Source organism: Chitinophaga sp. YR573, assembly GCF_900110995.1.
Taxonomy (GTDB): Bacteria; Bacteroidota; Bacteroidia; order Chitinophagales; family Chitinophagaceae; genus Chitinophaga.
Map to the genome: position 1 here is coordinate 905,021 of NZ_FOJF01000002.1, position 26,295 is coordinate 931,315.

The 26,295-nt window shown below is 44.3% G+C and carries 24 protein-coding genes; 10 read left to right on the plus strand and 14 right to left on the minus strand.

Features of this window, described 5'->3' with window-relative positions; translation table 11 throughout:
* The first annotated feature begins 95 nt into the window (after positions 1-95).
* Entirely contained in the window at positions 96-1,727 is a 1,632-nt protein-coding gene (gene pruA / locus BMW86_RS23465) for an L-glutamate gamma-semialdehyde dehydrogenase (protein WP_089784498.1), read from the plus strand.
* A gap of 278 nt (positions 1,728-2,005) precedes the next feature.
* Here pruA and BMW86_RS23470 read toward each other — a convergent pair whose 3' ends face one another.
* Entirely contained in the window at positions 2,006-2,512 is a 507-nt protein-coding gene (locus tag BMW86_RS23470; protein ID WP_255372987.1) for a peroxiredoxin, read from the minus strand.
* Positions 2,513-2,615: 103 nt separating this feature from the next.
* On the opposite strand from BMW86_RS23470, the gene pyrR reads away from it, so the two are divergent.
* Entirely contained in the window at positions 2,616-3,143 is a 528-nt protein-coding gene (pyrR, locus tag BMW86_RS23475; RefSeq protein ID WP_089784501.1) for a bifunctional pyr operon transcriptional regulator/uracil phosphoribosyltransferase PyrR, read from the plus strand.
* Between the two features lie 55 nt (positions 3,144-3,198).
* Positions 3,199-4,137, plus strand: coding sequence for an aspartate carbamoyltransferase catalytic subunit (locus tag BMW86_RS23480; RefSeq protein WP_089784503.1), 939 nt, complete (start codon positions 3,199-3,201; stop codon positions 4,135-4,137).
* A gap of 136 nt (positions 4,138-4,273) precedes the next feature.
* On the opposite strand, the gene BMW86_RS23485 is transcribed toward BMW86_RS23480, so the two are convergent.
* The 3 genes from BMW86_RS23485 to BMW86_RS23495 form a co-directional block, all read right to left on the minus strand.
* Positions 4,274-7,687: a SusC/RagA family TonB-linked outer membrane protein gene (locus BMW86_RS23485; RefSeq protein WP_089784505.1), complete on the minus strand. Its 3,414-nt coding sequence runs from the start codon at positions 7,685-7,687 to the stop codon at positions 4,274-4,276.
* A 12-nt stretch (positions 7,688-7,699) separates the two neighbouring features.
* The gene (locus BMW86_RS23490; protein WP_089784507.1) at positions 7,700-8,674 is read right to left on the minus strand and encodes a FecR family protein; all 975 of its coding nucleotides are present in this window, start codon (positions 8,672-8,674) and stop codon (positions 7,700-7,702) included.
* A gap of 65 nt (positions 8,675-8,739) precedes the next feature.
* Positions 8,740-9,279, minus strand: a complete 540-nt coding sequence (locus tag BMW86_RS23495) for an RNA polymerase sigma-70 factor (protein ID WP_089784509.1) — start codon at positions 9,277-9,279, stop codon at positions 8,740-8,742.
* A 638-nt stretch (positions 9,280-9,917) separates the two neighbouring features.
* Between BMW86_RS23495 and BMW86_RS23500 the strand changes: the two genes are divergently transcribed.
* From BMW86_RS23500 to BMW86_RS23510, 4 genes are all read left to right on the plus strand, one after another.
* Positions 9,918-10,247 (plus strand): DMT family protein, encoded by a 330-nt coding sequence (locus tag BMW86_RS23500; RefSeq protein WP_089784511.1) that lies wholly within the window; start codon positions 9,918-9,920, stop codon positions 10,245-10,247.
* Positions 10,248-10,327: 80 nt separating this feature from the next.
* A complete protein-coding gene (locus BMW86_RS23505; protein ID WP_089784513.1) occupies positions 10,328-12,796 on the plus strand; it encodes a PIG-L family deacetylase in 2,469 nt (822 codons plus the stop codon).
* Complete coding sequence (locus BMW86_RS32890; protein ID WP_177189370.1) at positions 12,797-12,964, plus strand: hypothetical protein; 168 nt, start codon at positions 12,797-12,799, stop codon at positions 12,962-12,964.
* Positions 12,965-13,111: 147 nt separating this feature from the next.
* Complete coding sequence (locus BMW86_RS23510) at positions 13,112-14,803, plus strand: sodium:solute symporter family protein (protein WP_089784516.1); 1,692 nt, start codon at positions 13,112-13,114, stop codon at positions 14,801-14,803.
* A 13-nt stretch (positions 14,804-14,816) separates the two neighbouring features.
* Here the strand turns inward: BMW86_RS23510 and BMW86_RS23515 are convergent, their stop codons facing one another.
* From BMW86_RS23515 to BMW86_RS23535, 5 genes are all read right to left on the minus strand, one after another.
* The gene (locus BMW86_RS23515) at positions 14,817-15,659 is read right to left on the minus strand and encodes a DUF2911 domain-containing protein (protein WP_089784518.1); all 843 of its coding nucleotides are present in this window, start codon (positions 15,657-15,659) and stop codon (positions 14,817-14,819) included.
* A gap of 30 nt (positions 15,660-15,689) precedes the next feature.
* Entirely contained in the window at positions 15,690-16,349 is a 660-nt protein-coding gene (locus tag BMW86_RS23520; RefSeq protein WP_089784520.1) for a response regulator transcription factor, read from the minus strand.
* An 82-nt stretch (positions 16,350-16,431) separates the two neighbouring features.
* Positions 16,432-17,229 carry a sensor histidine kinase gene (locus BMW86_RS23525; RefSeq protein ID WP_089784522.1) on the minus strand — a complete coding sequence of 266 codons (798 nt, stop codon included), beginning with the start codon at positions 17,227-17,229 and terminating at the stop codon, positions 16,432-16,434.
* Positions 17,226-17,843, minus strand: a complete 618-nt coding sequence (locus BMW86_RS23530) for a hypothetical protein (protein ID WP_143056673.1) — start codon at positions 17,841-17,843, stop codon at positions 17,226-17,228. The genes BMW86_RS23525 and BMW86_RS23530 overlap by 4 nt, the downstream gene beginning before the upstream one ends.
* Before the next feature lie 79 nt (positions 17,844-17,922).
* Positions 17,923-18,363 (minus strand): hypothetical protein, encoded by a 441-nt coding sequence (locus BMW86_RS23535; protein WP_089784526.1) that lies wholly within the window; start codon positions 18,361-18,363, stop codon positions 17,923-17,925.
* A gap of 426 nt (positions 18,364-18,789) precedes the next feature.
* Here BMW86_RS23535 and BMW86_RS23540 point away from each other — a divergent pair, with 426 nt between their 5' ends.
* On the plus strand, positions 18,790-19,665 hold the full coding sequence (locus tag BMW86_RS23540) for a hypothetical protein (RefSeq protein ID WP_089784528.1): 876 nt from the start codon (positions 18,790-18,792) through the stop codon (positions 19,663-19,665).
* A 122-nt stretch (positions 19,666-19,787) separates the two neighbouring features.
* Here BMW86_RS23540 and BMW86_RS23545 read toward each other — a convergent pair whose 3' ends face one another.
* The 3 genes from BMW86_RS23545 to BMW86_RS23555 all read right to left on the minus strand — a co-directional run bounded on the left by BMW86_RS23545 (position 19,788) and on the right by BMW86_RS23555 (position 22,302).
* Positions 19,788-20,750: a phosphatidylinositol-specific phospholipase C gene (locus BMW86_RS23545; protein ID WP_089784530.1), complete on the minus strand. Its 963-nt coding sequence runs from the start codon at positions 20,748-20,750 to the stop codon at positions 19,788-19,790.
* A gap of 161 nt (positions 20,751-20,911) precedes the next feature.
* A complete protein-coding gene (xerD, locus tag BMW86_RS23550) occupies positions 20,912-21,808 on the minus strand; it encodes a site-specific tyrosine recombinase XerD (protein ID WP_089784532.1) in 897 nt (298 codons plus the stop codon).
* 74 nt (positions 21,809-21,882) lie between these two features.
* Positions 21,883-22,302, minus strand: a complete 420-nt coding sequence (locus BMW86_RS23555) for a nucleoside-diphosphate kinase (RefSeq protein ID WP_089784534.1) — start codon at positions 22,300-22,302, stop codon at positions 21,883-21,885.
* Between the two features lie 241 nt (positions 22,303-22,543).
* On the opposite strand from BMW86_RS23555, the gene BMW86_RS23560 reads away from it, so the two are divergent.
* Complete coding sequence (locus BMW86_RS23560) at positions 22,544-23,548, plus strand: DHH family phosphoesterase (RefSeq protein WP_089784536.1); 1,005 nt, start codon at positions 22,544-22,546, stop codon at positions 23,546-23,548.
* Between the two features lie 27 nt (positions 23,549-23,575).
* Positions 23,576-24,457, plus strand: coding sequence for an FKBP-type peptidyl-prolyl cis-trans isomerase (locus BMW86_RS23565; RefSeq protein WP_089784538.1), 882 nt, complete (start codon positions 23,576-23,578; stop codon positions 24,455-24,457).
* A 62-nt stretch (positions 24,458-24,519) separates the two neighbouring features.
* Here the strand turns inward: BMW86_RS23565 and cdaA are convergent, their stop codons facing one another.
* A complete protein-coding gene (cdaA, locus tag BMW86_RS23570) occupies positions 24,520-25,326 on the minus strand; it encodes a diadenylate cyclase CdaA (protein ID WP_089784541.1) in 807 nt (268 codons plus the stop codon).
* 31 nt (positions 25,327-25,357) lie between these two features.
* Positions 25,358-26,200, minus strand: coding sequence for a dihydropteroate synthase (gene folP / locus BMW86_RS23575; protein ID WP_089784543.1), 843 nt, complete (start codon positions 26,198-26,200; stop codon positions 25,358-25,360).
* Positions 26,201-26,295: the final 95 nt, after the last annotated feature.

Below are 26,295 nucleotides of genomic sequence, written 5' to 3' on the forward strand. Positions count from 1 at the left end.
ATTTTACAATTAATGGATGTGCTGATGAATTGACTTGCTCAAATTATCAGCACATTCTAATTACAACGAGATACAACAACAAAATCTTACTGAGAATGCATAACGCTTATTTCCACTTTGCTGCACCTGCCAATGAGCCGGTTTACAGCTATACTCCAGGTTCTCCCGAAAGGGATGCATTGAAAAAACAACTGGCCGCTTTTAAGTCGCAACAAGCTGATATCCCTATGTACATAGGAGGAAAAGAAGTGCGTACCGGCAAGACTAAAGACCTTCGTCCACCACACGAAATAAAACACAAACTCGGGCATTTCCATTACGGGGATGCTACACATGTGAATGATGCCATTGCTGCTGCCCTGGCTGCCCGTTCACAGTGGGCTGATACTCCCTGGGAACAGCGTGCTGCCATATTCTTACGTGCAGCTGAACTGATGGCGACCAAGTATCGCTATCATATGAATGCGTCCACTATGCTGGGACAGAGCAAGAATGCCTACCAGGCAGAAATTGACAGCGCCTGCGAGTTAATAGATTTTCTCCGCTTTAACGTTCATTATCTCTCTGAAATATATAATCAGCAACCGGTAAGTTCTGCGGGTATTCACAACCGCCTGGAATACCGTCCGCTGGAAGGGTTTGTACTGGCTGTTACACCGTTCAACTTTACTGCTATTGCCGGTAACCTGCCTACTTCTGCTGCTATGTGCGGTAACGTTGTGGTATGGAAACCAGCTGATACGCAGGTGTTTGCTGCTAATATTACCATGCAGATCCTGATAGAAGCGGGGCTGCCTGCCGGTGTTATTAACCTGGTATATGCGGATGGTCCTGTTTTAGGGGATGTTTGTTTTTCTCATCCTGAATTTGCAGGTATTCACTTTACCGGTTCTACCGCTGTATTCCAGCATATGTGGGCCAGCATCGGTAACAATATCAGCAAGTATAAAGCGTATCCACGTATCGTGGGTGAGACTGGTGGTAAAGACTTTGTGATCGCGCATAAATCTGCGGATGTGGATGTGGTAGCAACTGCATTAGCCCGTGGTGCTTTTGAGTACCAGGGACAGAAATGTTCTGCTGCTTCACGTGCTTACCTGCCATCTAATATTGCAGAAGCTGTGAAAACGAAATTAGTAGCTGATCTGAAAACGATGAAACAGGGGACGGTGGAAGATTTCAGCAACTTTGTGAATGCGGTGATCGACGAACGTTCTTTTGATAAGATCGCTAAATACATAGATAACGCGAAGTCTTCTTCTACTGCGAAGATCATTGCGGGTGGTGGTTATAATAAATCCGAAGGTTACTTTATTGAGCCTACTGTGATTGAAGTGACTGATCCGAAATATGTAACCATGTGTGAAGAGATCTTCGGACCTGTGCTGAGTATCTATGTATATGATGCAGAGAAATTTGAAGAGACCCTGGCACTGGTAGACAGCTCATCTATGTATGCATTAACCGGTTCTATTATTTCCCAGGACCGTTACGCGATTGATCTGGCAACTAAGAAACTGGTGAACAGTGCGGGTAACTTCTACATCAATGATAAGCCAACAGGCGCTGTTGTAGGTCAGCAACCTTTTGGTGGTGCAAGGGCTTCCGGTACCAATGATAAAGCGGGTTCCATGCTGAATCTTTATCGCTGGCTGAGTGCAAGAACGATTAAAGAAACGTTTGTACCTGCGGTAGATTATAGGTATCCGTTTTTGAAAGAAGCATAGTTATTAGTATTTCTACAAAACATAACAGGCTCCGTCAGGAGCCCCGTGTTTGTAGCAAGTATTTATATTCCTTTAATTGACTCCGTAGGAGTCCCCTGATATTTGCGATTTTAGGGGACTCCTACGGAGTCTGTGTTTTGTTGCTTAATATGTTTTCTACAAACACGGAGCTCCTAACGGAGCTAAATAGTGTTTGTAGAAATATTTCCGATTAAATAAACAAAGCTCCGTTAGACAAGATTGGCTAACGGAGCTTTAGTTTTTATGGAGAGCGTCTGTTACATTTTTGCTAAAGCAGCCAGTGCTTCAGTTACATGTTTGTCACTATCTTTCAGTGAGTTAAACTCATGTACAACTACACCATTTTTATCAATCACATAGGTAACCCTGCCCGGGATTACGAAGGTCTTAGGCACTCCGAATAACTTACGTGCTTTACCATCGGAATCACTCAGCAATGTGAAGTTTAAATTATGATGGGTAGCAAACTTTTTATGAGAGGCTACTCCATCAGAACTAATTCCTATCACCTTTGCTCCATATTTAGTGAATTTCTCATATGAATCGCGGAAGGAGCAGGCTTCTTTTGTACATACACTGGTTTCATCCTTTGGATAAAAATAGATCACTAAAGGTTGTTTACCCAGGACCGTTGCAAGGTCGAAAGTAGCACCATCCTGATCTTTTAACTGGAAAACCGGTACTTTATCACCCACTTTTATCTGGGACTTTGATTTGTTGGCAAATAACAAGAAGGATAGCGAGAACATGATTATGTATTTCATATCAAATATGTATTACCAAATGTACGTAGATTCCGCAGATTGGTATTTTAGGTTTTTATCCCCGGTCATTAATCATTATTTTTGACGCCTAAAACTGCAAACTTTGAAGACCATACTGAATGGGACGCAAGTGGCGATTACCGTAGACAGGCTTTGCCACCAGTTAATAGAGAATCACCTGGACTTCTCAGATACCGTGCTGATAGGCTTACAGCCCAGGGGAATTTTCCTGGCAGACCGTATTTATCAGACTTTAAAGAAGTTATTACCCGGCGTACCCATTAATTATGGCCGTCTGGATATTACTTTTTACAGGGATGATTTTAATAAAGGCACAGAATTGCATGTGCCCAACGAAACAGCGATTGATTTTTCTATAGAGAATAAAAAGGTGATCCTGATAGATGATGTGCTTTACACCGGCCGCACTACCCGTTCGGCATTAGACGCCATGCTGGATTATGGCAGACCATCTGCTGTGGAACTGCTGGTACTCATAGACCGTCGGTTTACCCGGCAACTACCTATACAGGCAGATTATATAGGCCGTACCATCGATGCTATTATTTCTGAGAAGGTTAGAGTACGGTGGAAGGAGCGGGATGGTAAGGATGAGGTGATCATAGAATAATCACCGGAATTTGATTTTGGGTTTTCTCATCAGGTCATTTATATTTGCATCTTAAATGTCATTATCAGTAAATCATCTCCTCGGGATCCGCAATCTGAAGCGTCAGGATATAGAGCTTATTTTCCAAACAGCTGACACGTTTAAAGGGGTTTTACAAAGACCAATTAAGAAAGTTCCTACGCTCAGGGATACAACGATCGTTAATTTATTTTTTGAGAATTCTACGCGTACCCGCATCTCGTTTGAACTGGCGGAAAAGCGGCTGGGTGCTGATGTCGTGAACTTTTCCGCATCAGGGTCTTCCGTATCCAAAGGTGAAACGCTGATTGATACCGTGAACAATATCCTGTCCATGAAAGTGGATATGGTAGTGATGCGGCATTCAGCAAGCGGGGCCCCGCACTTTCTCGCCAAACATATACAGGTGCCTATCGTGAATGCCGGCGACGGGATCAACGAACACCCTACACAGGCGCTGCTGGATGCTTTCTCTATCCGGGAGAGGCTGGGCAGCGTGGCAGGTAAGAAAGTGGCTATTTGCGGGGATATCATGCATTCCAGGGTAGCGTTGTCGAATATCTACTGCCTGAAGGAACTGGGAGCAGAAATAACAGTGGTAGGACCTCCTACACTGATACCCAAGCATATGGCGGAAGCACTGGGCGTGAATGTGAGCTATAATATCAGGGAAGCACTGGAATGGTGTGATGTGGCGAATGTGCTGCGTATTCAGCTGGAAAGGCAGAATACACCACTGTTCTCTTCTTTACGCGAGTATTCTCTGGCTTACGGAGTGAATAAGGCGCTGCTGGATAGTTTGAAAAAAGAGATTGTGATCATGCACCCCGGGCCTATTAACCGCGGAGTGGAGTTAAGCTCTGATGCAGCAGATTCCAGTCATTCGATTATACTGAACCAGGTGGAGAACGGGGTAGCCATTCGTATGGCGGTGTTGTACCTGCTGGCAGGGAAGAAGCCTGAACTGGCGGTTTAAGTTTATTATAATCAGATTTTTATAAAGATGAAGCTCCGTAAGGGGCTTTTGCTTTTTGTAGGCAAAGTGCGCGGTTAATAGGGCGGAGAGAGGACGGAGACAGGAAGGAGAGAGGAAGGAGAGAGGGAGGAGGTATTTAGAAAGTAGCATTAAGTCCAAGGGTAAAAGACCGGAAGAAGGGGTACTGATACCCGTTGCTGGTAGCTTGTTCGGGGTCATAATATTTGATTTTCATCTTGTTAACTTCCCAGAGATCCTGTCCGGAGAAGTAAATCCTGATACTCTTGATTAAAGGCCGGTTTTGGGCAAAATGGAAAGTATAGCCTAACTGGAGATTCTTCAATCTTATATAAGCAGCATTCATTACCCAGAAAGAGGAGGAGGCCAGGTTCTGGTTATAGCCTGCATACAGGCGTGGAAAAGCCGCATCAGGGTTATCGGGCCGCCAGGAATCCTGGTGAATCTCCCAGGGCTGTTGCCAGTCCTGCACAAAGGGCATGCTGTATTTACCCTGTACCAGTACTTTCCGCTGACCTATACCCTGTAAGAACACGGAGAAGTCCAGTCCTTTCCAGGAGAAGCCTGCATCAAAGCCATAAGAGTAGCGGGGCTGGGAGCTGCCCAGGTATACCAGGTCGCCATGATCTGCCTTGGTAGCATTGCCGCTGTTAATGCTGCCGTCGTGGTTTACATCTGTATAACGGAGGTCTCCGGCAGCAGTATTTATACCCTGATAAGCGTGATTGCTTACCTCATTATTATTCTGGAAATATCCATCACTCTTATATCCTAAGATCGCATTGTATGGCAGCCCGTCCAGTCCGTGGTTATTACCTGGCAGCCAGGGAGCATTCCCATTACTGTGTTCTATTTTATTCTGATCATCGAACAGGTTGGCATTTACCCAGTAGCTGAAAGAGCCCCTGTTATCGCGCCAGCCCAGGTTTAGTTCCCATCCCCATGAGCGCATCGCGGCTGAATAAAAGACAGGTGCTATTAAGAGCTCTGTCATTAGCTCCTGGGTAGCTATCTGCATGCGCGGATTATGTTTTACGAAGTAGTCCGCGTTGATATTCAGACGGCCTTTGAAGAAAGCCATATCCAGTCCGCCGTTGGCAGTTGTGATAGTCTCCCAGTTATTATTACCGGGGATGTACCGGTCAAAGTCGGTGTAAGACGTGATAGGGTACACGTTAGGATGGTGTAGCTGGTCGTAGTAGTTAAAGTCGTTCAGATTGGTACGCCAGTTATAGCTGCCCACCATTCCCCAGGAAGCGCGGAGTTTGAATTCGTCGAAGAAAGGGAAGGCGGAGGCAAACCATTTCTCGTTGTTCAGTCGCCAGCCGGCAGAGAAAGAAGGAAAGAGATGCTGCCGGTTGAGTTCCGGTATCTCGGAACTGTTGAATAATAGTTTAGCGGCTACCAGGTTCGCTTCTAAGAGGTAGCGATCGTTGTAGTTATAGTTGATACGGGTGAACAGGGACGAGAGGGTACCCGCACCTTTAAAATGATAGCTAAAGTATCGTTCAGGATTATTGAAAGTAAGCTGCGCCAGTTCACTGGGAGATACATCTGTAGCAGCAGTAATCTTCTGGTGCTGGTAATGGCTTTCAAAGGCGTAACCACCCAAGATATGTACGCTGTTTTTTTTGCCTGCCGGAAGATCGTAATCCGCTAAGAGTTGCAGGCTATGTTGTACTTCCAGGAGGCGACCTCTTTTTAAAGAGTTTGGGTTGTTGACGCTATTGATTAAACCACTGGCTTCGTAGAAATCGATGGTCTTTTTACCGAGGCCGTCGTAGTAGTTATTTAGCTGAGGACTGTATACTGTTTTGAGTGTCAGACCTTTTAGCAGGTTCTCTGCTTTGAGGGTGAATACCGCATCGGCAAAGGATGTTTGTTCATCGCGTTTACCCGCATCCTTTAGTAAGGCGTAGCCGTTGTAGCCAGCGGTGTATTGATTGGTGCCGGGTACATATACCGGCACATTGCCTGGTTGCTGGTAGAGGTAGTTGAGGATACCCTTATGCCCGTCTACCCGCCATCCCGGTGATTGTGTGCGGCTTTTAGCGTACTGGATGCTGGTTTCCAGGCTGAGTACTTCACTCAGGCGGTTGTTGATGTTGAGTTGCAGGTTGGTCCTGGAGGTGTTGTCGGAGCCAATATTAAACAGGCCCTGGCGGGAGAACTGTCCCAGTGATAATAAGAACTGGTGATCTGTTGTCCCACCTCTGGCACTGACATTATAGGTAGAAGTAGTGCTGTTATTACGGGTAACGTTTTTAATAGGATTGATATCGTCGTAGTAATTATAGTTACCGCTGCCATCTGTTTTAGGAGTGAAATTGATAGTTGGGTCCTGCATCATGGCTATTTCCCGGGGACTCCAGGCAGCTGGTCGTCCGGCATTTTGCAGGGCTTCATTTTGTAAAGCAGCTGCTTGCCAGGAATGCATTCTTTCCGGCAGATTGATGGGCTTTTCTACTCCGAAAAGGCTGTTGTATTCCACACTGACAGGGCCGGGTTTGCCTCTTTTGGTAGTAACAAGTACTACACCGCTGGCAGCCAGTGGACCATAAATAGAAGCAGCGGCAGCATCTTTTAATACAGAAACGGATTCTATATCGTTGGGGTTCATCAGGGCAATAGAGCCGGGTGCACCATCTACGAGTATGAGTGGGTCACTGTTGTTGACAGATGATAATCCGCGTATCTGAATGTTAAATCCTTCTTTGCCGGGTTGTCCGTTATTTCTTGTAACTAATAATCCAGGGGCCGTGCCTTGTAACGCTGCAATGACGTTGGTTACCGGTCTGCTTTTAAGGCGCCGGCCTTCTATTTTGGTAATAGAACCGGTGATATTGGCTTTGTTCTGGATACCGTAGCCGATGATCACGAGGTCGTTTAATATTTTGGTATCTCCCTGTAACAGTGCATCCACGTTATGGCGTTCCTTTAAAGGGATTACCTGGGTCTCGTAACCGATAAGGGAGAGGGATAAAACTGCCTGTCCGTTGGTTACCTGTAATCTGTACCGGCCGTTCTCGCTGGTGCTTACCCCGTTATGTGTTCCTTTTTCGCGAATGGAAACGCCGGGTAGTGGCCTTTCTCCATCTGAAACAACTCCGCTTACATAGAATTTTTCAGGTTCTGTGCTGATAGGGCGGTTGGGAGTGCCCTGCAGGGACGGAGATTGGGAAGAGGGGTAAATAATGATTTGTTTATTCCTGATTTCCCAGGCATACTGGCCAGGTGTAAAGATCTGTCGGAGTACATCTTTTAAAGGTTGATGTTGTACCTGTATGGAAATGTCTTTGGCGTTTTCAACGATAGAGGAGGAGATGGCGAAGGTAAGGCCGGTTTGTTTTTCTATCAGGCGGAGTACCTGTTTAAGGCTCATCTTATTTACCCTGAGAGTCACCTTTATGGTATCGCTATCCTGGAAGCCTGCCGCATGGGCATAGGAACAGCTGATACATATACAAAAGAGTAAAATGTAGCAGTGCTTTATAAAAGCCGCCTTACGGAATGCCTGTTGAGTACCCTGCATGTCTGTAGACGACTAGTAAATTTCTATCAGGCTATCTTTTTGCACGGTATGTACCTGCAGGGTTTTGGACAGGATGTCCATTACCTCGGAAATAGATTCCTTATGGAAGGTAGCCAGCAGTTTTTTATCTGCCAGGGCTTCATTCTTCAGCACGATATGCACCTTGTAATAATCTTCCAGTACGTGGGCCACTTCTGCAAGCGGAGCATCGTCGAAGGTAAGATACCCGGTTTTCCAGGCAATAGGATTATTATTCCTGTGATGGCGTGTGCTGATGGTAGTTTCGGCCAGGAGCATTTCGGCTTCCTCTCCGGGAGTAAGTATAACTGATCTCTTTGAGTTCTTATAGATGGCTTTTACTTTACCGCTCTGAACGAATACGTTCACGCCCTTTGTGGTTTGTTTCACGTCAAAGGAGGTACCGAGTACCTGGATGTCTACATTCTTCAGATGTACGGAGAAGGGTTTCTCCGGTATATGTTTTACGTCTACGAATACTTCCCCCTTTTGTACAAATACTTCCCGGCTGTTCCCTTTGAAATGGCGGGGGTATTTTACACTTGTGTGGGCGTTGAGATAGAGTCTGGTACCATCCGGTAACAGGAGGCTATCTGTATTCTGAGCGGTTTGTTGTGCAATGTAAAGCGGCTGACGCATTAAAGAGAAGGTGCCTGCCAGTAAAGCGACTGCGGCGGCAGCTGCCCACCAGTAACGTTGTACCGGGTGTTTTTTTGTCTGTAACGGAACAACCAGGGTGCTGGTTACAGGTGTCAGTTTAGCGTCCAGTACCTGCCACTGTTGTGCTGTATTATAAGAAGAAGGCGTAGGAAGGATTTCTCCCTGCCATAATGCTTTCGTTTCCAGGAATATATCCAGATTGGCAGCATCCAGCTGTAACCATTCATCCAGTGAACGTTTATGCTCCTCTTGCCCTGGTTCCTCCAGGTAGCGGATAACGACATCGATATCAGGTTGCTGCTGTTTCATCTCTTATTATTAATACAATCAAAAATATCCTTACCATTAGTCTTACTAAAATAAAAATTCAGGGTTTACTGTTGGTTCAGTAATCCCAAACGGATCTTTTTCAATGCGGTGGTAAGGTGAGTATACACAGTGTTGATGGAAATATTCAATTGCTGGGCAATTTCTGCCGGGGAGAGCCCTTTGAAGCGGCTCATTTCAAAAACGCGGCGGCATTGTTCGGGCAATTTCTCAAGGATAGAGAGGTATTGGGCTTCTAACTCCTTATGTTCCAGTAACAAATGTTCTACAGTGGGTTCGGCGGTAAGCTGCTGTTCCCTGGAGTATTGTTGCTGGCGCTGGGCTTTTTTAATGCGGTTGAGGCAGGTATTAACAGTGGCCCTGGCAAGGTAATGCTGAAGGGGGGCGCGTTCGTCGAGGTTATCGGCTGTGCGCCACAGGTTCATAAACACATCCTGCACGATATCCTGCGCTTCGTCATGATCGCGCAGATAACGCAAGGCAATGCTGAACATGGATGGTGAAAACTGGTTGAATATTATTTCGAACACATGTTTATCCCTGTTCCGGACTCCGGTAACTATATCTGTATTGTTGAGCGGCAACATCCTGTAACTTTCTTTTCTGGTCTTTTTGTACTTGCAATTGCAACAGACTAAAGTCGGCTATCAAAAACAGAACGTAGCAAAATTAGTCTATTCTCTCAATTAATTCTCTAAATGACTGATTAGCAGCCAGGGGACCGGTCAATTGCGGACTTTTTTTATTTTTAACCCGCTACAGGTAAGGGTTTGACCCGTGTTGTAGGTTTTGTTAAAAAAAATCTGAAATTTTTTTCAAAACGACTAATGGTAACCTCACAAATGATTGTATTGTATATGTAGACAGTGAATAAACCGGTATCTGGCAGGCGCCTGCTAACATTTTCGGTTTAAAAAAGAACTTTTATAACCAGTCTTTATTTGTAAACCAGAAAAACCAAAGGTGGATTGTGCTATCTGGGGCGGTTGTTGCCTCCGGTACGTTCATCACAAGCTGCGAAAGCAGTCCTATACTATGATTATTATGTAATAGCAACTTATAAAGACGTAAGTCTTCTGATAGAAAGAGAAAAGAGGAAAATGAGGGACTACGTTTTAAAACTTACAACTCCTAAGCATGATAGGAAAGTTGAGACCTGTAACAATCGGCCGGCTCTTTTGGGCCGGTTTACTTTTTTCTCTACTTTAGCTCAATAGAGAAAATCATGCGCACAGTCATTCTGTTATTTATTTCCAACACCTTTATGACATTTGCCTGGTACGGACACCTGAAATATCAGAATGTCGCCATGTGGAAGGTGATCCTCATCAGCTGGGGTATAGCTTTTTTTGAATATTGTTTTATGGTACCTGCTAACCGGTTCGGGGAGATGGCAGGGTTCAACGGTTTCCAGTTGAAAACCATCCAGGAAGTGGTTACACTTGTCGTATTCAGCCTCTTTGCCATCTTTTATCTGAAAGAACCTCTCCGCTGGAATTATCTTGTATCCTTCGCTTTTATAATGGGAGCCGTCTATTTTATGTTTAAAAAGTGACGGGCTAATCCTTTTATCACAATTTCTTTCGCAGCTATATATAATCACTATTTTTGACCACTGTTAAACAATCAATAGCAATGGTTAGAAGGATCTATATAGGACTGATATCTCTTTTGCTGCCAGCAATGGCTGTGTGGGCACAGCCATCACCGGTAATAAATGCCGCAGATATTAAACTGCGTCTGGAAAAACTGGATACGCTGGGCAGCGTATTATATATTGCCGCTCATCCGGATGATGAAAATACCCGCCTGCTTGGCTTCCTGGCAAAGGAAAAGTTATACCGTACCGGTTACCTTTCCCTGACCCGTGGAGACGGTGGGCAAAACCTGGTTGGAAACGAACAGGGAGAGCTGCTGGGGCTGATCCGTACACAGGAGCTGCTATCTGCCCGCCGTATTGATGGCGCAGAACAGTTCTTTACCCGTGCACTGGATTTCGGTTTTTCCAAGAATCCTGCTGAAACATTCACTATCTGGGATAAAGAAAAGATCCTGGGAGATGTGGTGTGGATGATCCGCAAATTTCAGCCGGATGTGATAGTATGCCGTTTCCCGGCAGATAGCCGGGCTGGTCACGGACATCATACTGCTTCGGCCATGCTGGCTGCAGAGGCTTTTGATGCTGCCGCTGATCCTACCCGTTACCCTGAACAACTGAAACAATATCCTGTATGGAAGGCGCGTCGCCTGTTATGGAATACCTTCAGTTTCGGGAATGTCAATACTACCAGTAACGACCAGTTCAAAGTAGATGTAGGCGCCTATAATTACCTGTTAGGAAAAGGATACGGAGAGATAGCCGCAGAAAGTCGTTCCCAGCATAAGAGTCAGGGTTTTGGTGTATCTGCTGCCAGGGGAAGTTCTACAGAATTCTTTCTTACTATTAAAGGAGAAACACCTCAGTATAGTTTACTGGATGGAGTGAATACTTCCTGGAGCCGTATAGAAGGAGGTAAGGCGATTGGAGAGATGGTAGATAAAGCTACTGCTGCTTATAATATGGATAACCCATCGGCCTCTGTGCCTGCTTTGCTGGCCATCAGGAAAGCGATACAGGGATTACCGGATGGGATGTGGCGCAAACAGAAATTGCTGGAAACAGAACAACTGATCCTGGCCTGTGCGGGTATATGGGCAGAAGCTTATAGCTCTACACAGGTAGTGGTTCCCGGACAGCCGTTGCAGGGTAGTGTACAACTGATCTGTAACAGTCACATACCTGTGAAATTACAGGAACTCCGCTTTGCAGGCAGAGATACTACACTGGGAGCGGAACTGGAATTTAATCGTCTGAAAACTATTCCTCAATCTTTAACGGTACCTGAGAATACTCCTGAATCACAGCCTTACTGGTTACGTAAACCTCATCCTATCGGGATATATACCGTCACTGATCCTACTCTGACTGGTTATCCTGAGAATATACCGGCACTTTCAGCAGTGATGAAGCTGATTATCAATGGAGAAGAGTTTACCGTAAGTCGTCCGTTGCAATATAAATTTACTGATCCCGTGAAAGGGGAGTTGTATGAACCGCTGGTCATTGCACCACCGGTAGTAGCAAGTCTCAACAGTGTGTTTATTTTCACGGAAACAGCTGCACAACCGGTAGAAGTAAAACTGCGTGCGATGGGAGAGAATGCCACAGGTGCTGTGAGTCTGCAACTACCAGCCGGTTTTACAAGTGCGGAAGCTACCCTGCCATTTAATATATCCAAAGGAGATGAGTCTTCTGTTATATTCCATATCAAACCATCTAAAGTAGCTGGTATCAATCGTACAGATACATTAAGGGTAGTGATGCACTGTAATGGAAAGGACTATACGGAGAGCGTGAAGACCATCAGTTATGATCATATTCCTACTATCACATTGTTCCCGGATGCTGCTGCCAGGCTGGTAACGGTAGATCTGAAACATAATGGCCGTAAGCTGGGATATATTTCCGGCGCCGGTGATATGGTCGCTGCTTCTTTGCAGCAGGTAGGTTATGAAGTAACAGAGCTGGGTGAAAAAGAAATCATGAGCGGCAACCTGCAACAGTATGATGCTATCATTACAGGTGTACGTGTGTACAATATTAATCCGCGTATAAAATACTGGCAGCCACATTTGATGGAGTACGTGAAGAACGGTGGTACTTTGCTGGTGCAGTATAACGTGAACGGACCTCTTCAGATGACCAATATAGGGCCTTATCCGTTTACACTTACCCGTGACCGTGTAACAGATGAAAACGCTGCTGTAACGTTGTTACATCCGGATGATCAGATCCTGCATTATCCCAACAATATCACAACTCAGGACTTTGAAGGATGGGTACAGGAAAGGGGGCTTTATTTTACCCAGACGACTGATCCTGCCTATAAAAAATTACTCTCTATCCATGATAAAGGAGAAGAGGGGTTAGATGGTTCTACCATTGTGGCTGATTATGGGAAAGGAAGATATGTGTATACTTCTCTTGCCTTTTTCAGAGAGTTACCGGCAGGGGTACCCGGTGCATACCGGTTATTTGTGAACCTGATATCAACAAAGAAATAAATGGAGAAAAAGGAGGAGAACAACAGGCCAAGGCTGACGATTGTAGGCATTATGTGTATAGTGATCGGGCTGGTGATCGGCTTTGAGATCAAAAGAGTGCATATTGGTCTGTTGATCGGTCTCGCACTGGGTTTGCTAAGTGGTAATTTGCTAAAGAAAAGATCATAATCTACCTGTATAATACCTGTAATTGATTCCGGTTATGATAGAAGATAAACCGCCGCTATTTCCGCATTGGTGGATGTGGTATGTATTTGTCACGGGATGGCTTGTCCTGATGATAGTGGGATTTTATTTATTTACTAAAGTATATTCATGAGCGTAGCAGACTGGATCGTGCTGGTGGTTACACTGGTTGGTATTATTCTTTATGGAATGTGGAAGAGCCGTGGCCAGAAGAATATGGCCGGTTATTTCCTGGATAACCAGTCCATGCCCTGGTATATTGTATTGTTATCAATCATTGGCACACAGGCCAGTGCTGTTACCTTTTTATCTGCTCCCGGACAGGCCTATACGGACGGGATGCGTTTTGTACAATATTACTTCGGATTGCCGCTGGCAATGGTGGTATTGTGTATAACGTTCGTGCCTATATTTCACAAGCTGAAAGTATATACGGCGTATGAATATTTAGAGCAGCGTTTTGACCTGAGAACCCGCACGCTTACGGCAGGATTGTTCCTGTTGCAGCGTGGTTTATCTACAGGTATCAGTATTTATGCGCCTTCTATTATCTTATCTTCTTTATTAGGATGGAATATTTATACCACCAATGTTATCATGGGTGGATTGCTGATTATCTATACTGTTTCGGGCGGTACCCGGGCGGTGAGTTATACGCAGACCTTGCAGATAGCGATCATCTTTGCCGCGATGTTCCTGGCAGGATGGATGGTGGTGCATCTGTTGCCTTCCGGCATTGGTTTTACTGAAGCGTTGCAGGTATCCGGTAAGATGGATAAGCTGAATGTGATAGAGACGAAGTTCGACTGGAAAGACAAGTATAATATCTGGAGCGGGTTGATTGGGGGCTTTTTCCTGGCGTTGTCTTATTTTGGAACGGATCAGTCGCAGGTAGGTCGTTATCTCACTGCAAAATCTGTAACAGAAAGCAGGATAGGATTGCTGATGAATGGGCTGGTAAAGGTGCCTATGCAGTTCCTGATATTATTAATAGGGGCGTTGGTGTTTGTATTTTACCTGTATTTCAGGGCGCCTATTTTCTTTAATGAAGCACAGATACAGAAAGTATACAAAACTGAAGAAGGAGCTGCTTTTAAAGTATTGGAGAAGGAGTATAATGCGTTGGGAGTTGTTAAGCAGCAGCAGGTAAGGGAGATGGCCGCTGCTATTAAGGAGAAGGATGAAGCGTTGGTGGCTCAATCCAAAACAGCGTTGCAAAAAACAGAGGCTTTATCTGCTGTAACCCGTGATAAGGCGATTGTGCTGATTAAAAAATCAGATCCTGCTGCGGATATTAATGACACTAATTATATCTTCCTGCATTTTGTGGTCAATAACCTGCCAAAGGGCCTGGTGGGCTTACTGATAGCCATTATCTTTTTAGCTGCATGGGGCAGTATTGCAGCCGCACTGAACTCACTGGCCTCTACTACGGTGATTGATATTTACCAGCGGATGGTATGTAAGAAAGAGTCTGATAAACATTATCTGCGTATTTCCAGATGGTGTACAGTAGGATGGGGGATTTTCTGTATCCTGGTGGCGCAGTTTGCCAGCAGGTTAGGTAGTCTGATAGAAGCAGTGAATGTACTGGGATCTTTATTTTACGGGGTGATACTGGGGATTTTCCTGGTAGCTTTTTACTGTAAGAAGATAAGGGGAGTGGCTGTTTTCTGGGCGGCGATTGTATCGGAAGTGCTGGTGATCATTGTTTATATGTCTGAGATTGTTTCTTTTCTCTGGCTGAATGCGATAGGGTGTTTTTTAGTGGTGGGAATTGCGTTTGTGATACAACAATTACGGACCAGGCAGGTAGCCTGATCCGTAAGATATTTTATAAAGTAGCAATGAGCTTTTGGTTCAGGGCTACGTAATCATCATTCTTGGCAACTTTAGCCTGTTCTATGCCTGTTTCGGCAGTAGCTTTAGCACCTTTTTTATCTCCGGCTTTAGCCTGTATCCTTGCTTTCAGATAATACATGTAGAAAGCAGTCGGGTTTTCTTTAAGGGCTGCATCCATCCAGGTAAGAGCCTGTTTCAGATCGCGGTTAGTTTCCAGGTAATAACTGGCAGCCTGGAAGTAAGGTTTTTTCTCACCTTTCATTGCAGCATCTATATCAGCAGCGATTTTACCGTCGATGTCTGCAGAGATCTTCACTGCAACGGCCGTTTTGTCCCAGATCAGTTCCATTTGCATGGTAGAAGACGTGATGTTGTCAAAAACGATCATGAAGTTTTCTATAGAGAATGGCAGTTGCTGTGCGTCCACTTTTACGCGGGCCACATCGTTTTCCGGTTTGTAGGCAGCAGGGTTGGTAACATCCAGGCTTTTGGTGAGGATGATAGTCCACTGGCTGGCACCAGGAATGCTGAGCAAACCATATTTACCAGCTTTTACGGGAGTACCGCCAAAAGATACATCTTCACCGAAGGTGATAGTGGTAGCACCGTTAGCACCGGTTCTCCATACTTTATCATAAGGAACCAGGTCGCCCATGATGGTTCTGCCTTTTACAGCAGGACGGGAATAATTTACTTCTACGGAAGAAAGGGCAAAGTCCTGTTTGATAGTTTGGCCGGGACTGGGAGCAGGGACTTTTATTCCCTGAGCAAAAGACAGCTGGGAACACAATAGTAATGTGCATCCAACTGTTACGTAATTGAATAAAGGTTTCATGTTATTATCGGTGGTTTAATTACAGGTTTATCATTCCATAAAGCCGTTTCTGAATGCGTATATTACCAGGCCCACGATGTTTTTGGCGCCTGTTTTTTCCAGTAATTTCTGACGTAGTCCTTCTATGGTACGTGGGCTAAGAAATATTTTCTCAGAAATTTCCTGTGTGGTGCATTCGTTACAGATCAGCTTTAACACTTCCATTTCCCGGTCGGTGAACTGGATTTCGTTTTTAAAGGTAGGTTTAAAGTGTTGTTTATTCTTGACCATTACTTTTTTAAGTAAGGCCAGGTTAACATTTTCATTAAAGTAGAAGCCTTTCTCGTGGGAAGTGCAGATAGCCTCATAGATTTCTCCCGGCTCCGCATTTTTGAGCAGGTAGGCATTTGCGCCGTTTTCTATGAGGTGCACAATGAAGTTGTCATCCTCATACATGGTGAGGACGATTACTTTAACCTGTGTGTATTTTTCCCGTACTCTCTTAGTTGCTTCAATGCCATCCATATTGGGCATTTTCAAATCCATCAGAATCACATCTGGCTGTTGCGTTTCCATTAACTGCAACAGGTGTACTCCATCATCCGCTTCAAAAATAACATTGATGTTTTCATAAGGAGTAAGCGTGTTGATAACGCCACTGCGGAATATTTTATGATCATCGGCAATGGCCACCTTAATGTTGTTCGCCATAGGAGGAGGCAGTTTATTTGTCCCTTGCAAAGTTGTTTTTTAGCTGACTTAGCAGGACAAAGCTAAAATAATTTAGTTATACCTAGGCTGTTTGATAATTTTCCACTCTTATTTCTGCGATTGTTCCACTGGTTGATCCCGGCAGATACCGGATGGTGCCACCGATTATGTTCAAACGGCTTTCAATATTTTTTAATCCCAGGCTACCTGTTTTTTTACGTGAAATGTCAAGGGACTGCAGCAGTTGTCCATTACCATTATCTTCTACGGTGATGGACAGAACGGATGGAGTGCTGTTATAGGTGATTTGCACATGGGTAGCCTGTGCGTGTTTGAGGATGTTGTTGATCAGTTCCTGTACGATGCGGTAAACGTTCAGTGCTTTTTCTTTTTCTACGGGATACTGGTTGCCATCATCCTTATAATCAACGAGTACTGTTTTGTTTTTGTTCATCAGATTGCAGAACGAGTCCAGCGCCTGTGAGAGTCCCAGGTTTTCGAGGGCCTGAGGGTGGAGGCTTTGTGAGATGAACCGGAGCTGCTGAATGATGGTATCTGTAAAGTCTTTTGTTTCTTTTAGCTGTTCCTGCTCGTTGTGACCTGTTTTTAAGAGGGGCTGGAGCTGGTTCAGGTTGAGTTTGAGAACGGATAACTGGGCGCCTACTTCATCGTGGAGGTCTTCTGCAATACGTTTGCGTTCCAGTTCCTGGCCCTGCAGGATGGCAACGAGTCTTTCCTGTTGCAGGATGAGATCTTTATCGCGGAGTACCAGTTTGTGCTGGATTACTTCTTTTTGTTGAAAAATAACCAGTACTACCACCAGGATACCCAGGGTAAGCATGACGGCAGTACCGATTATAATGATTTCAGAAGTGTTCATCTCCGCATCTTTTTTGCTTTCACAAGACCAATATAAATAAGAATCAATTGAATAATGGCTGCAATATATGAAATACTGATAGTTAGATTCATTGTACGGGGAACTGTGGGTTCTTTTGCCTGTTGTAGCAGATTATAGGCAAGGAAAAGCATAAAAGCCCCACAGTGATAAATAAAAAGCCCGGCATTATACCAGAAGTTAGGCAGCGAATTGATAAAAATCGATTTTTTAATCAGCTCTTCATCTTTTAGTAGTTGCCAGAAGAAGATGGCACCATAAATCAGAAGTATAAAAGTTTTAGCAGTAGCGAAGTAAGAATTATAGGCGTACAGACCTTCCAGTTTGAGGAAGTCTGCGAGAAAAATGATGAATACAGGTAATAAAATCAGGGTAATACAGCGCTTTACAAGTTCATTTTTGATAATTATTTGGAAAAATCTCGAAAGAATGACAAACTGGGCAAAGTACATAATTGAAAAGAACCACATGTTATTTTTCCAAAAATGTCCTATAAACAGGGAACCATATGCGAAAATCAGGCTGCTTAACAGGTAATAAAACATCCACTTACCACCCTTGTCAAGTACTTTAAAATAAATGAGAAAGGGGATCAAAAGCAAGCATTCGATCCCCCCCATAATGTAAAATAACAATAGATATGCGTACACTTAGAAAGGGTTTAAATCAATGAACTCAAGGGCAATATGTAGGGCAAGGAAGGCCGCCATCGAGGGCTTTCCCACCACTTGTAGTAGCAACACTATCAGCGCTACTTTCTGATTCGTCTGTACTTGCTGCTGCGGAGCGTGTTGCAGCATTAGGTTTCTGGGGATGCATGATCACATTCTTTCCATCCTCGTTTACGGGATAGATAACCATTTTCTTGTCATCTTTACCGTCTCCATCCAGATCAATACCATAATAGATACGCATGCCTACGATTTTGTCTTTGCCGTTGTCGTAATTCAGTACTTCATCCAGCTTATCTTTACCAAAGAAGTAGGCTTGGGTAAAATCATCATGGTGATGATGATCTCTTTCACGTTTACAATACGCCTCTCTTAATTTAAGTGCATCTTCTTCCGGAATAAAAGTCCCTGCATCAGGGTGAAACGTTTTAGAAATTGTACTCATGTGTTGTTGTGGTTTTTAATAGGCGGTAAAATTATCATAAATATTTTCTCCACAAAGAGAAAGCTTTTATTACATGTTTGTGGGATACGGATAGGGGAAGTTGATGTAAATGTTTGATTATTAATATTTTGAAAAAAATAGCTTGCGTTTGTACCGGTTTTGTTTGCGTATTTTACCCGTAAAAATGCGTAGAAGTACGTATTTATTTTTTACAGTAGGTTAACTCTTGTTTCTTTTTTGCTTCTGAACAATCTTTGCAATGTCGGTTAGAGATCGCGACTCTTTCCAACGAGCAATCTTTGGTGGGCCTTTCTACCCATGTTTGTTCTTATCCTTTACTAGTCTATGCAGAGAAAAAGCAGCTGTAAATGAACAGCTAAGAAGAGGTTAAGTAATGCTAACCCTTCTTTTTAAAACCTTAAAGCTATGTGTTACCTATTAATCGGAAACATTTCTGCATTGATCTCAGATGATTGTATAGAACCTTTGGTAAATGCGCGTTTACGTGTTTATTTACCGGATGGTAGTTACCCCACTGGTTACCCCAAAAGAAATATTTTTAATGGACCCGGTCAGCTGTCCTCAGCTGACGTAGCCGCTAAAAGTGATCGTTTGCTTGCGGAGGCTACGCTGGATGAGAGGGGCAATTTTACATTAAGCTGGGAACAATTGCATCTTTTTACAGAGCCATTAGAACTGGATCTCTGTTTCGACCGGATGCCCGAAGAACAACAAGTCTCAGGAAAGGGCACCGAGCGTCATTATCACCTGAGCACACTGGTGCCGCACTGGAAACGTTCATTGCAGCGATACGTAGCAGCTTTTGCCTACGTAATACCAGCCGAAAACTGGAGCCAGATAAGGGCCAGTTATGGTACATGGGTGATTGCCGGCGCTGTCCGGAAAATTCACCCGAAAGAGGGACAGTCACAATTAAGGGTAGAAGTGTACAATGCCATTGGGCACCGTTTACTGGCCAGCGCCAGGACAGATGAAAAGGGACGTTATCAGCTGCGTTTTGGCAGAAGGGAACTTACGGCAGGCCGTCTGATGCTGATCAGGGATTACCGGCTAAACACAGCACCGGATGTATACTTTAAAGTGTACAGGGACAACCGGTTGTTGTGGGAAGAAGCAGCGGAGCTGGCAACAATGCCGGGGCGTAAATCCATTGCTTCCTGTAGTGTAATCAACATCAACATGCAACAACGGCCTGTTGAGAAGAAATCCACCGGTTATGTATCGGGTTTGTTAAGCAGCTGGGCAGTTGTGGGGAGGAAATCGTCATTAGTAAGTTATTAGTTTCTAAGATATCATTTAACCTATATTAATTAAGCAATGTCTGACCCCTGTTGTTTGCACATCCCATTTATATAAAAACAGCTACCCATTCAGCCAGTTCCCGGGTAGCTGTTTTTTTCCTCTTAGAAATTTGTATTGTAAATCAATGTCGCTCTTGCTGATTCAGCAAAATCCATCGGAATAATACCAAACCTGCCGTGAGTGTTACTTGTAAAATAAGTAGTTACACTTGGGTTGATACTGTTTGATACAGTAGGAATGCTTGGGATGCTAAAAATCAGGGATTTGTATCCGCTGGTAAAGTTCACATACAGTACTGCAGGGTTCAATGTTTTAGCTTCATTTAACAATGCGCTGATGTTGTTCCATTTAGCAGTGTTATCAGGTACTACGTACTGGTCCTGTACTCTTAGACTGGCATTGCTGTTACTGATGGTAAAGGTGGTGTTATCTCCCCACGCAGTAGCGTCTATACCTTTAGGAGTGGTGGCCGCGCCGAATCTTCTCAGCAACATGATTTTACCTCTTACCTGGCCTAGGGTAGGGATGGTTGCACCCAGTGACCAATAGCTGGAATAAGTTTGTACATAAGAGTCGAATGTCTGCTCAAAAGTGCGGGTATTGTTTGAAGCGTCGTATTCTTCTTTTACGCTCATTACGATACATTCTCCCGGATGGCTGTTCAGGAAAGCCTTACAGGTTAACATTACATCATTGAAATTCTGATTCTGATAAATAGAACCATGATGAATAGCGAAGGCATTGTCAATGTGGCGGCAACGGATATCCAGGAAACGGATACCTGCTTCCAGTTGTTCTGCGATGGTCAGGTTCTGACATTTGGCAGTACCGGATACTGGTTCAAAACGGGCACCACTGTCGTGGGTACCAGGGATAGATAATGCGGCCAGACTACTATTGTCCGGCAGGGATGTCATCCAGTTGTTGGTAGCAACTGTGGCTGCCTGGGCAACGGCAACTTCTTTGTTAAGGGATAAATCTGGTGTAACATCTTCTTTTTTACAGCTGGAAAATGAAACGGCCAGCAGCATGCCTGCGGCAAACATCAAACGTGTGTTTCTCATGGGTGTGAGTGTTTATAGGTTAGGTATCGAATAACGTGTTACAGGGCATCACGGGTACGGGTATAACTGAGGCTGTAAATAGTTACAGCACTTAGCTTCTCTCGCAGTAAAGACACGGCTTGCGGAGCTTTTAACTAGTGTTAACAATACGGTAATATTTGTCAGAAACGGGGGTGAAACTGCTGCAGTGTATTGCGTAGAAATTCTCTGTCGAGGTGCGTATAGATTTCTGTTGTAGTAATGCTTTCATGGCCCAGCATTTCCTGTACGGCTCTCAGGTCTGCGCCACCTTCTACGAGATGTGTGGCAAAGGAATGGCGGAAGGTATGGGGGGATACCTGTTTGGTAATACCTGCGGCAGCAGTGAGATCTTTTATCACCAGGAAAATCATTACACGGGTGAGGGCACTGCCACGGCGGTTGAGAAAAAGAATGTCTTCCTGTCCTTTTTTAATAGGTACATGTACTCTTACTTCTTCTTTATAAATATTGATGTATTTCATGGCATCCCTTCCGATGGGGATCAATCTTTCTTTATCTCCTTTTCCTACTATGCGTATAAAGCCTGCATCAAAATGAAGCTGTGATATTTTGAGACTGGTGACTTCACTTACGCGTAGTCCGCAGCTGTACATGGTTTCTAAAATAGCGCGGTTACGCTGACCTTCCGGAGTACCTGCTTTTACTTTGGCGATGATGCGTTCTATTTCATCAAAGGTGAGTACGTCGGGGAGCTGGCGTCGTGTTTTGGGAGCTTCCAGCAATTGGGTAGGATCTATCTTAATGATATCTTCCAGCAGCAGGTATTTATAGAAGGCTTTGATACCGGAGATGATCCTGGCCTGTGAGGTGGCGGTCATACCCAGGGTAGCGATGGATTGTACGAAGTCCTGAAGGTGGGAGAGAACGACCTGGTCCGGTGGTAATTTATGACCGGCAGACAGCAGGTATTGAGCCAGTTTCTCTACATCCCGCAGGTAAGCCTCGATAGAATTGGCGGAAAGAGAGCGTTCCAGCTGCAGGTATGCTTTGAATCCTTTGAGGTATATATCCCACATGAGCGGTAAGATAAATTAAAAAGAGGGTGTATCAGACCAGATACACCCTCTTTTTTATAATGTTCAACCTGGAATTAGAACTTTTCCAGACCGGAGAAGAAGAAATTGCCTTCAATTTCAGCGTTTTCGTCAGAATCGGAACCATGAACCGCGTTACGGCCGATAGATTCTGCGTACAGCTTGCGGATAGTACCTTCTTCAGCGTTAGCCGGGTTGGTAGCACCGATCAGTTTGCGGAAATCTTCCACTGCATTGGTTTTTTCCAGGATAGCAGCCACGATGTGACCACTGCTCATGAATTCAACCAGTTCGCCGTAGAAAGGTCTTTCGCTGTGTACTGCGTAGAATTCGCCAGCTTTCTGGGTAGAGAGCCTGGTCATTTTCATCGCTACGATACGGAAGCCCGCTGCGTTTATTTTGTCCAGAATACCACCAATATGCCCGTTTTCAACGGCATCTGGCTTAATCATCGTAAAAGTTCTGTTAGTCGCCATATAATTTAGAATTCCTAATTACCTGATTTTGGCCGCAAATGTAACCAGAATTTGTATAGAGACGAAAAAAAAAGCCTGAAAAGGAGCTGATTAAGCACTATTAAGTGTTATTATCCAAATCCCCAGGGTAAAAATTTTGAAATTCTGTGCTAATTAGAGAACTTCGCACTTCATTTTTCGGTAAAAACAGTTACATTTTATTACTAATATAAATAATAGCAGCAATCTGCATACTTAAAGCATGAAGAGGATCGAGGAAATCAAGCCGTTGCTGGAAAGCCCTAAAAAAGTAGTCATTACTATGCATCAGAAACCTGATGCGGATGCAATGGGTTCTTCACTGGCCTTGTTCCACTATTTGAAGCAGAAAGGGCACGACGTAACTGTTATTTCTCCAACCAACTTTCCCGAATTCCTGGAATGGATGCCGGGGGCAAAGGAGGTACTGGATTTTGAATCTGCCCAGGATAAGGCGTTAAAGGCGCTGGAAGGGATTGAATTACTGTTTTGCCTTGACTTTAATGCGTTGTACCGCACAAAAGGTATGGAACCATACCTGGCGGCGTTATCCTGTATTAAAATACTGATAGACCATCACCTGGAACCTCAGCCCGACTTTGACTATGGTGTGAGCGATACTACGGCTTCTTCCACGGCACAGCTGGTATATGAGACGATTTACCTGCTGGGTGATGAGAAATACATCAACGAGGACATGGCACAATGTATTTATGCTGGTACCATGACTGATACCGGATCTTTCCGTTTTGCCTCTACTTCAGCCAGGGTACACCGTATGGTGGCAGACCTGTTTGACCGTGGACTGAAACATGAGATCATTCATCAGGCTATTTACGACAACTTCCTGGAGAACCGTCTGCGTTTCCTGGGGCATAGCCTGCTGAACCGTATGGAAGTGTATTATGAGTATAATACTGCCCTGATAGCCATTCCGTATACAGACCTGAAGCGTTTTGACCTGCAAACCGGAGATACAGAGGGAGTGGTGAACTACCTGTTATCTATACAGGGTATCAAGCTGGCAGCGCTGATCATCGACCGTCACCAGGAAGTGAAGCTCTCTTTCCGTTCCAAGGGAGATGTAGATGTTAACACCTTTGCGCGTAAGTATTTTGATGGAGGCGGTCATTTCCATGCAGCCGGCGGACATAGCGCTGATTCACTGGAAAAGACGGTTCAGCGTTTTATCAGCGCCATTCAGGAAAACGAGGAAATACTACAATAGTCATTACAATCCTACTAATACAGTAAAATGAAAAAGAACAATCAGTTTTTAGTTGTTGCAGCCTTAGGCCTGTTTATGGCCAGCTGCGGTACCGGAGTGAAAAAAACTCCTGGTGGCGTGGAATATATCGTTCATAAGTCAGGCAGCGGTGCGCAGCTAAAGCTGGGTGATACCGTCCTGATGAACGTTAGCCAGCGCCTGAACGATTCCCTGTTAGGCGAATCCCGTAAGATCGTTGGTAAACCCGTACCTGTAATCCTTACAGCACCAAAAGAAAAGTATGACCTGATGGAAGGTCTGGCTCAGCTGCACGAAGGTGATAGCGCTACTTTCTTCATTCCTATCGACTCTTTACCACAGCACCTGCCATTTGGTAAAAAAGGCGATAAGCTGAAAGTTACTTTTGCTGTAGTGAACAAATTCTCTGCTGCATCTCAGAAAGCTGCTGACGAAAAAGAAATCAAAGCATTCCTGGATAAAAACAGCCTGAAAGCTACACCTACACCAGAAGGCGTATATGTTGCTGTTAGTCAGGAAGGTAGCGGTGAATTACCTAAAGCAGGTGATACCGTATACGTACATTACACTGGTAAAACACTGGATGGTAAGGTATTTGATTCCAGCCTGGATTCTACATTAAGACCAGGTATGAAACTGGAACCAATTAAATTCCCTATCGGTCGTGGTTTCGTAATCAAAGGCTGGGATGCTGGTATTGGTTCCCTGAAAAAAGGAAGCAAAGCTACATTGTTAATTCCTTCTGGCTTAGCTTACGGTTTACAGGGCAGTCCTCCGGCAATTCCATCAAACTCTGTATTAGTGTTTGATGTACAGCTGGTTGATGTTAAGGCTGGTGCTGTTGCTCCTGCAACTTCATTGCCTAACATGGCGCCTCCTGCAGGTCACTAATTAAAATTATAAAAAAGCCCCCCTGGAATTATTCCAGGGGGGCTTTTTGTTATGTATGATTATCATCCGTCTACTAATACTTCGTACATTTTCACTTTCAGTTCTTCCAGCGATATGTCCTGTACGAGTTTTCCATCCTGTGCATATGAAATCGTTCCTCTCTCTTCAGAAACTATAATCGCAATGTTATCACTATGTTCTGTAATACCTACTGCAGAGCGGTGACGCAATCCTATACGGTGAGGAAGGTCCGGGTTTTCTGATACCGGTAATATTACTTTGGCAGCCAGTATTTTATTACCTACAATGATCAATGCACCATCATGTAAAGGACTGGCTTTTGCGAAAATGCTTTCAAGCAGTTTTGCATTGATATTACTATCCAGTAAGATGCTGGAAGCGGTATCAAATTTTACACGGTAGGTATTGGCAATCACCATCAGCGCGCCTGTGCGGGAACCCGCCATACGTCCTACGGCAGTGATTACCTCATTGATAATATTCTCTTCTTCCTTATAACTTTTAAACTTATCGGGGAGAAAGAGTTTGGTGAAAAAACTGTCTTTACTCAGTGGGGCTTTTTTACCCAGTACCAGCAGAAATTTACGTATTTCCGGCTGGAAGATGATGATGATAGCGATTAATCCAACATTGATAAAACTCTGTAAGATAGTGGTGAGAATAGGCATACGCAGCCTCTCTACAATGAAATACACCAGGTATATCATCAGTAATCCAACGAAAATATTAAAGGCAAGGCTGCCTTTTAACAGGCGGTACAATTGTATCACCAGTATAATAACAATCGTCAGGTCCAGGATATTGAGCCAATTGAAACGATAACCGTATAAATGAAAGAATTCCTGCATAGATAGTAAAAATAGCTAATTACAATGAATACTAAACCTTTTGCATATACTCTGTTATCCTGATAACTTCAGCAGCAGCTTTTACATCATGTACCCTTAATATAGCGGCTCCCTGTTGTAATGCGAGGGTGTTTAATACGGTAGTACCATTGAGTGCATCAGCAGGTGTACTGTCCAATAATTTATAAATCATGGATTTGCGGGAGATGCCAACCAGCAGGGGGCAGTCGAGCATATGAAACACAGACAGTTTTTTCAGCAGGGCGTAATTATGCGAGATGGTTTTACCAAAGCCAAAGCCGGGATCAATGATGACGTCGTTAATACCGGCCGCCAGGCATTGTGCTTTTTTATGGATGAAGTAGTCCAGTACATCCTGTACCACATCTGTATACTGAGGGTTTTGCTGCATTTTATCCGGGGTACCCTGCATGTGCATGGCGATGTAAGGCACCTGTAGTTTTCCTGCGGTAGCCAGCATATCGGGGTCCATGTCTCCGGCACTGATATCGTTGATGATGGCAGCGCCTGCTTTTATGGTTTGTTCTGCTACGGAAGCATAGTAGGTATCAATGGAGATGATGACCTGCGGATAGTATTTTACCAGTGTTTCAACGGCAGGGAGCAGTCTTTCCAGTTCAACCTGTGCACCTACATCCACTGCACCCGGGCGGGTACTCTGTGCACCAATATCCAGTATCTGTGCACCTTCCCTGAGGTGTACAGCAGCTTTTTCCAGTACCTGGTCCAGGTGTTGAGAACGACCGCCGGCATAAAAGGAATCATCTGTGATGTTGATAATACCCATGATCACGGGTGTTGTCAGATCGAGTGCTGTGCCGCGGCAGTTAATCGTACCATTCTTCCTTTCCATTTATCCGTTTGCTTTTTATTGATTATTTTGCCAGACAAAAATAGAATAATGTGTTGATGTACCGGTAAGTATATTAATGCTCTAAAAAAGGTTAT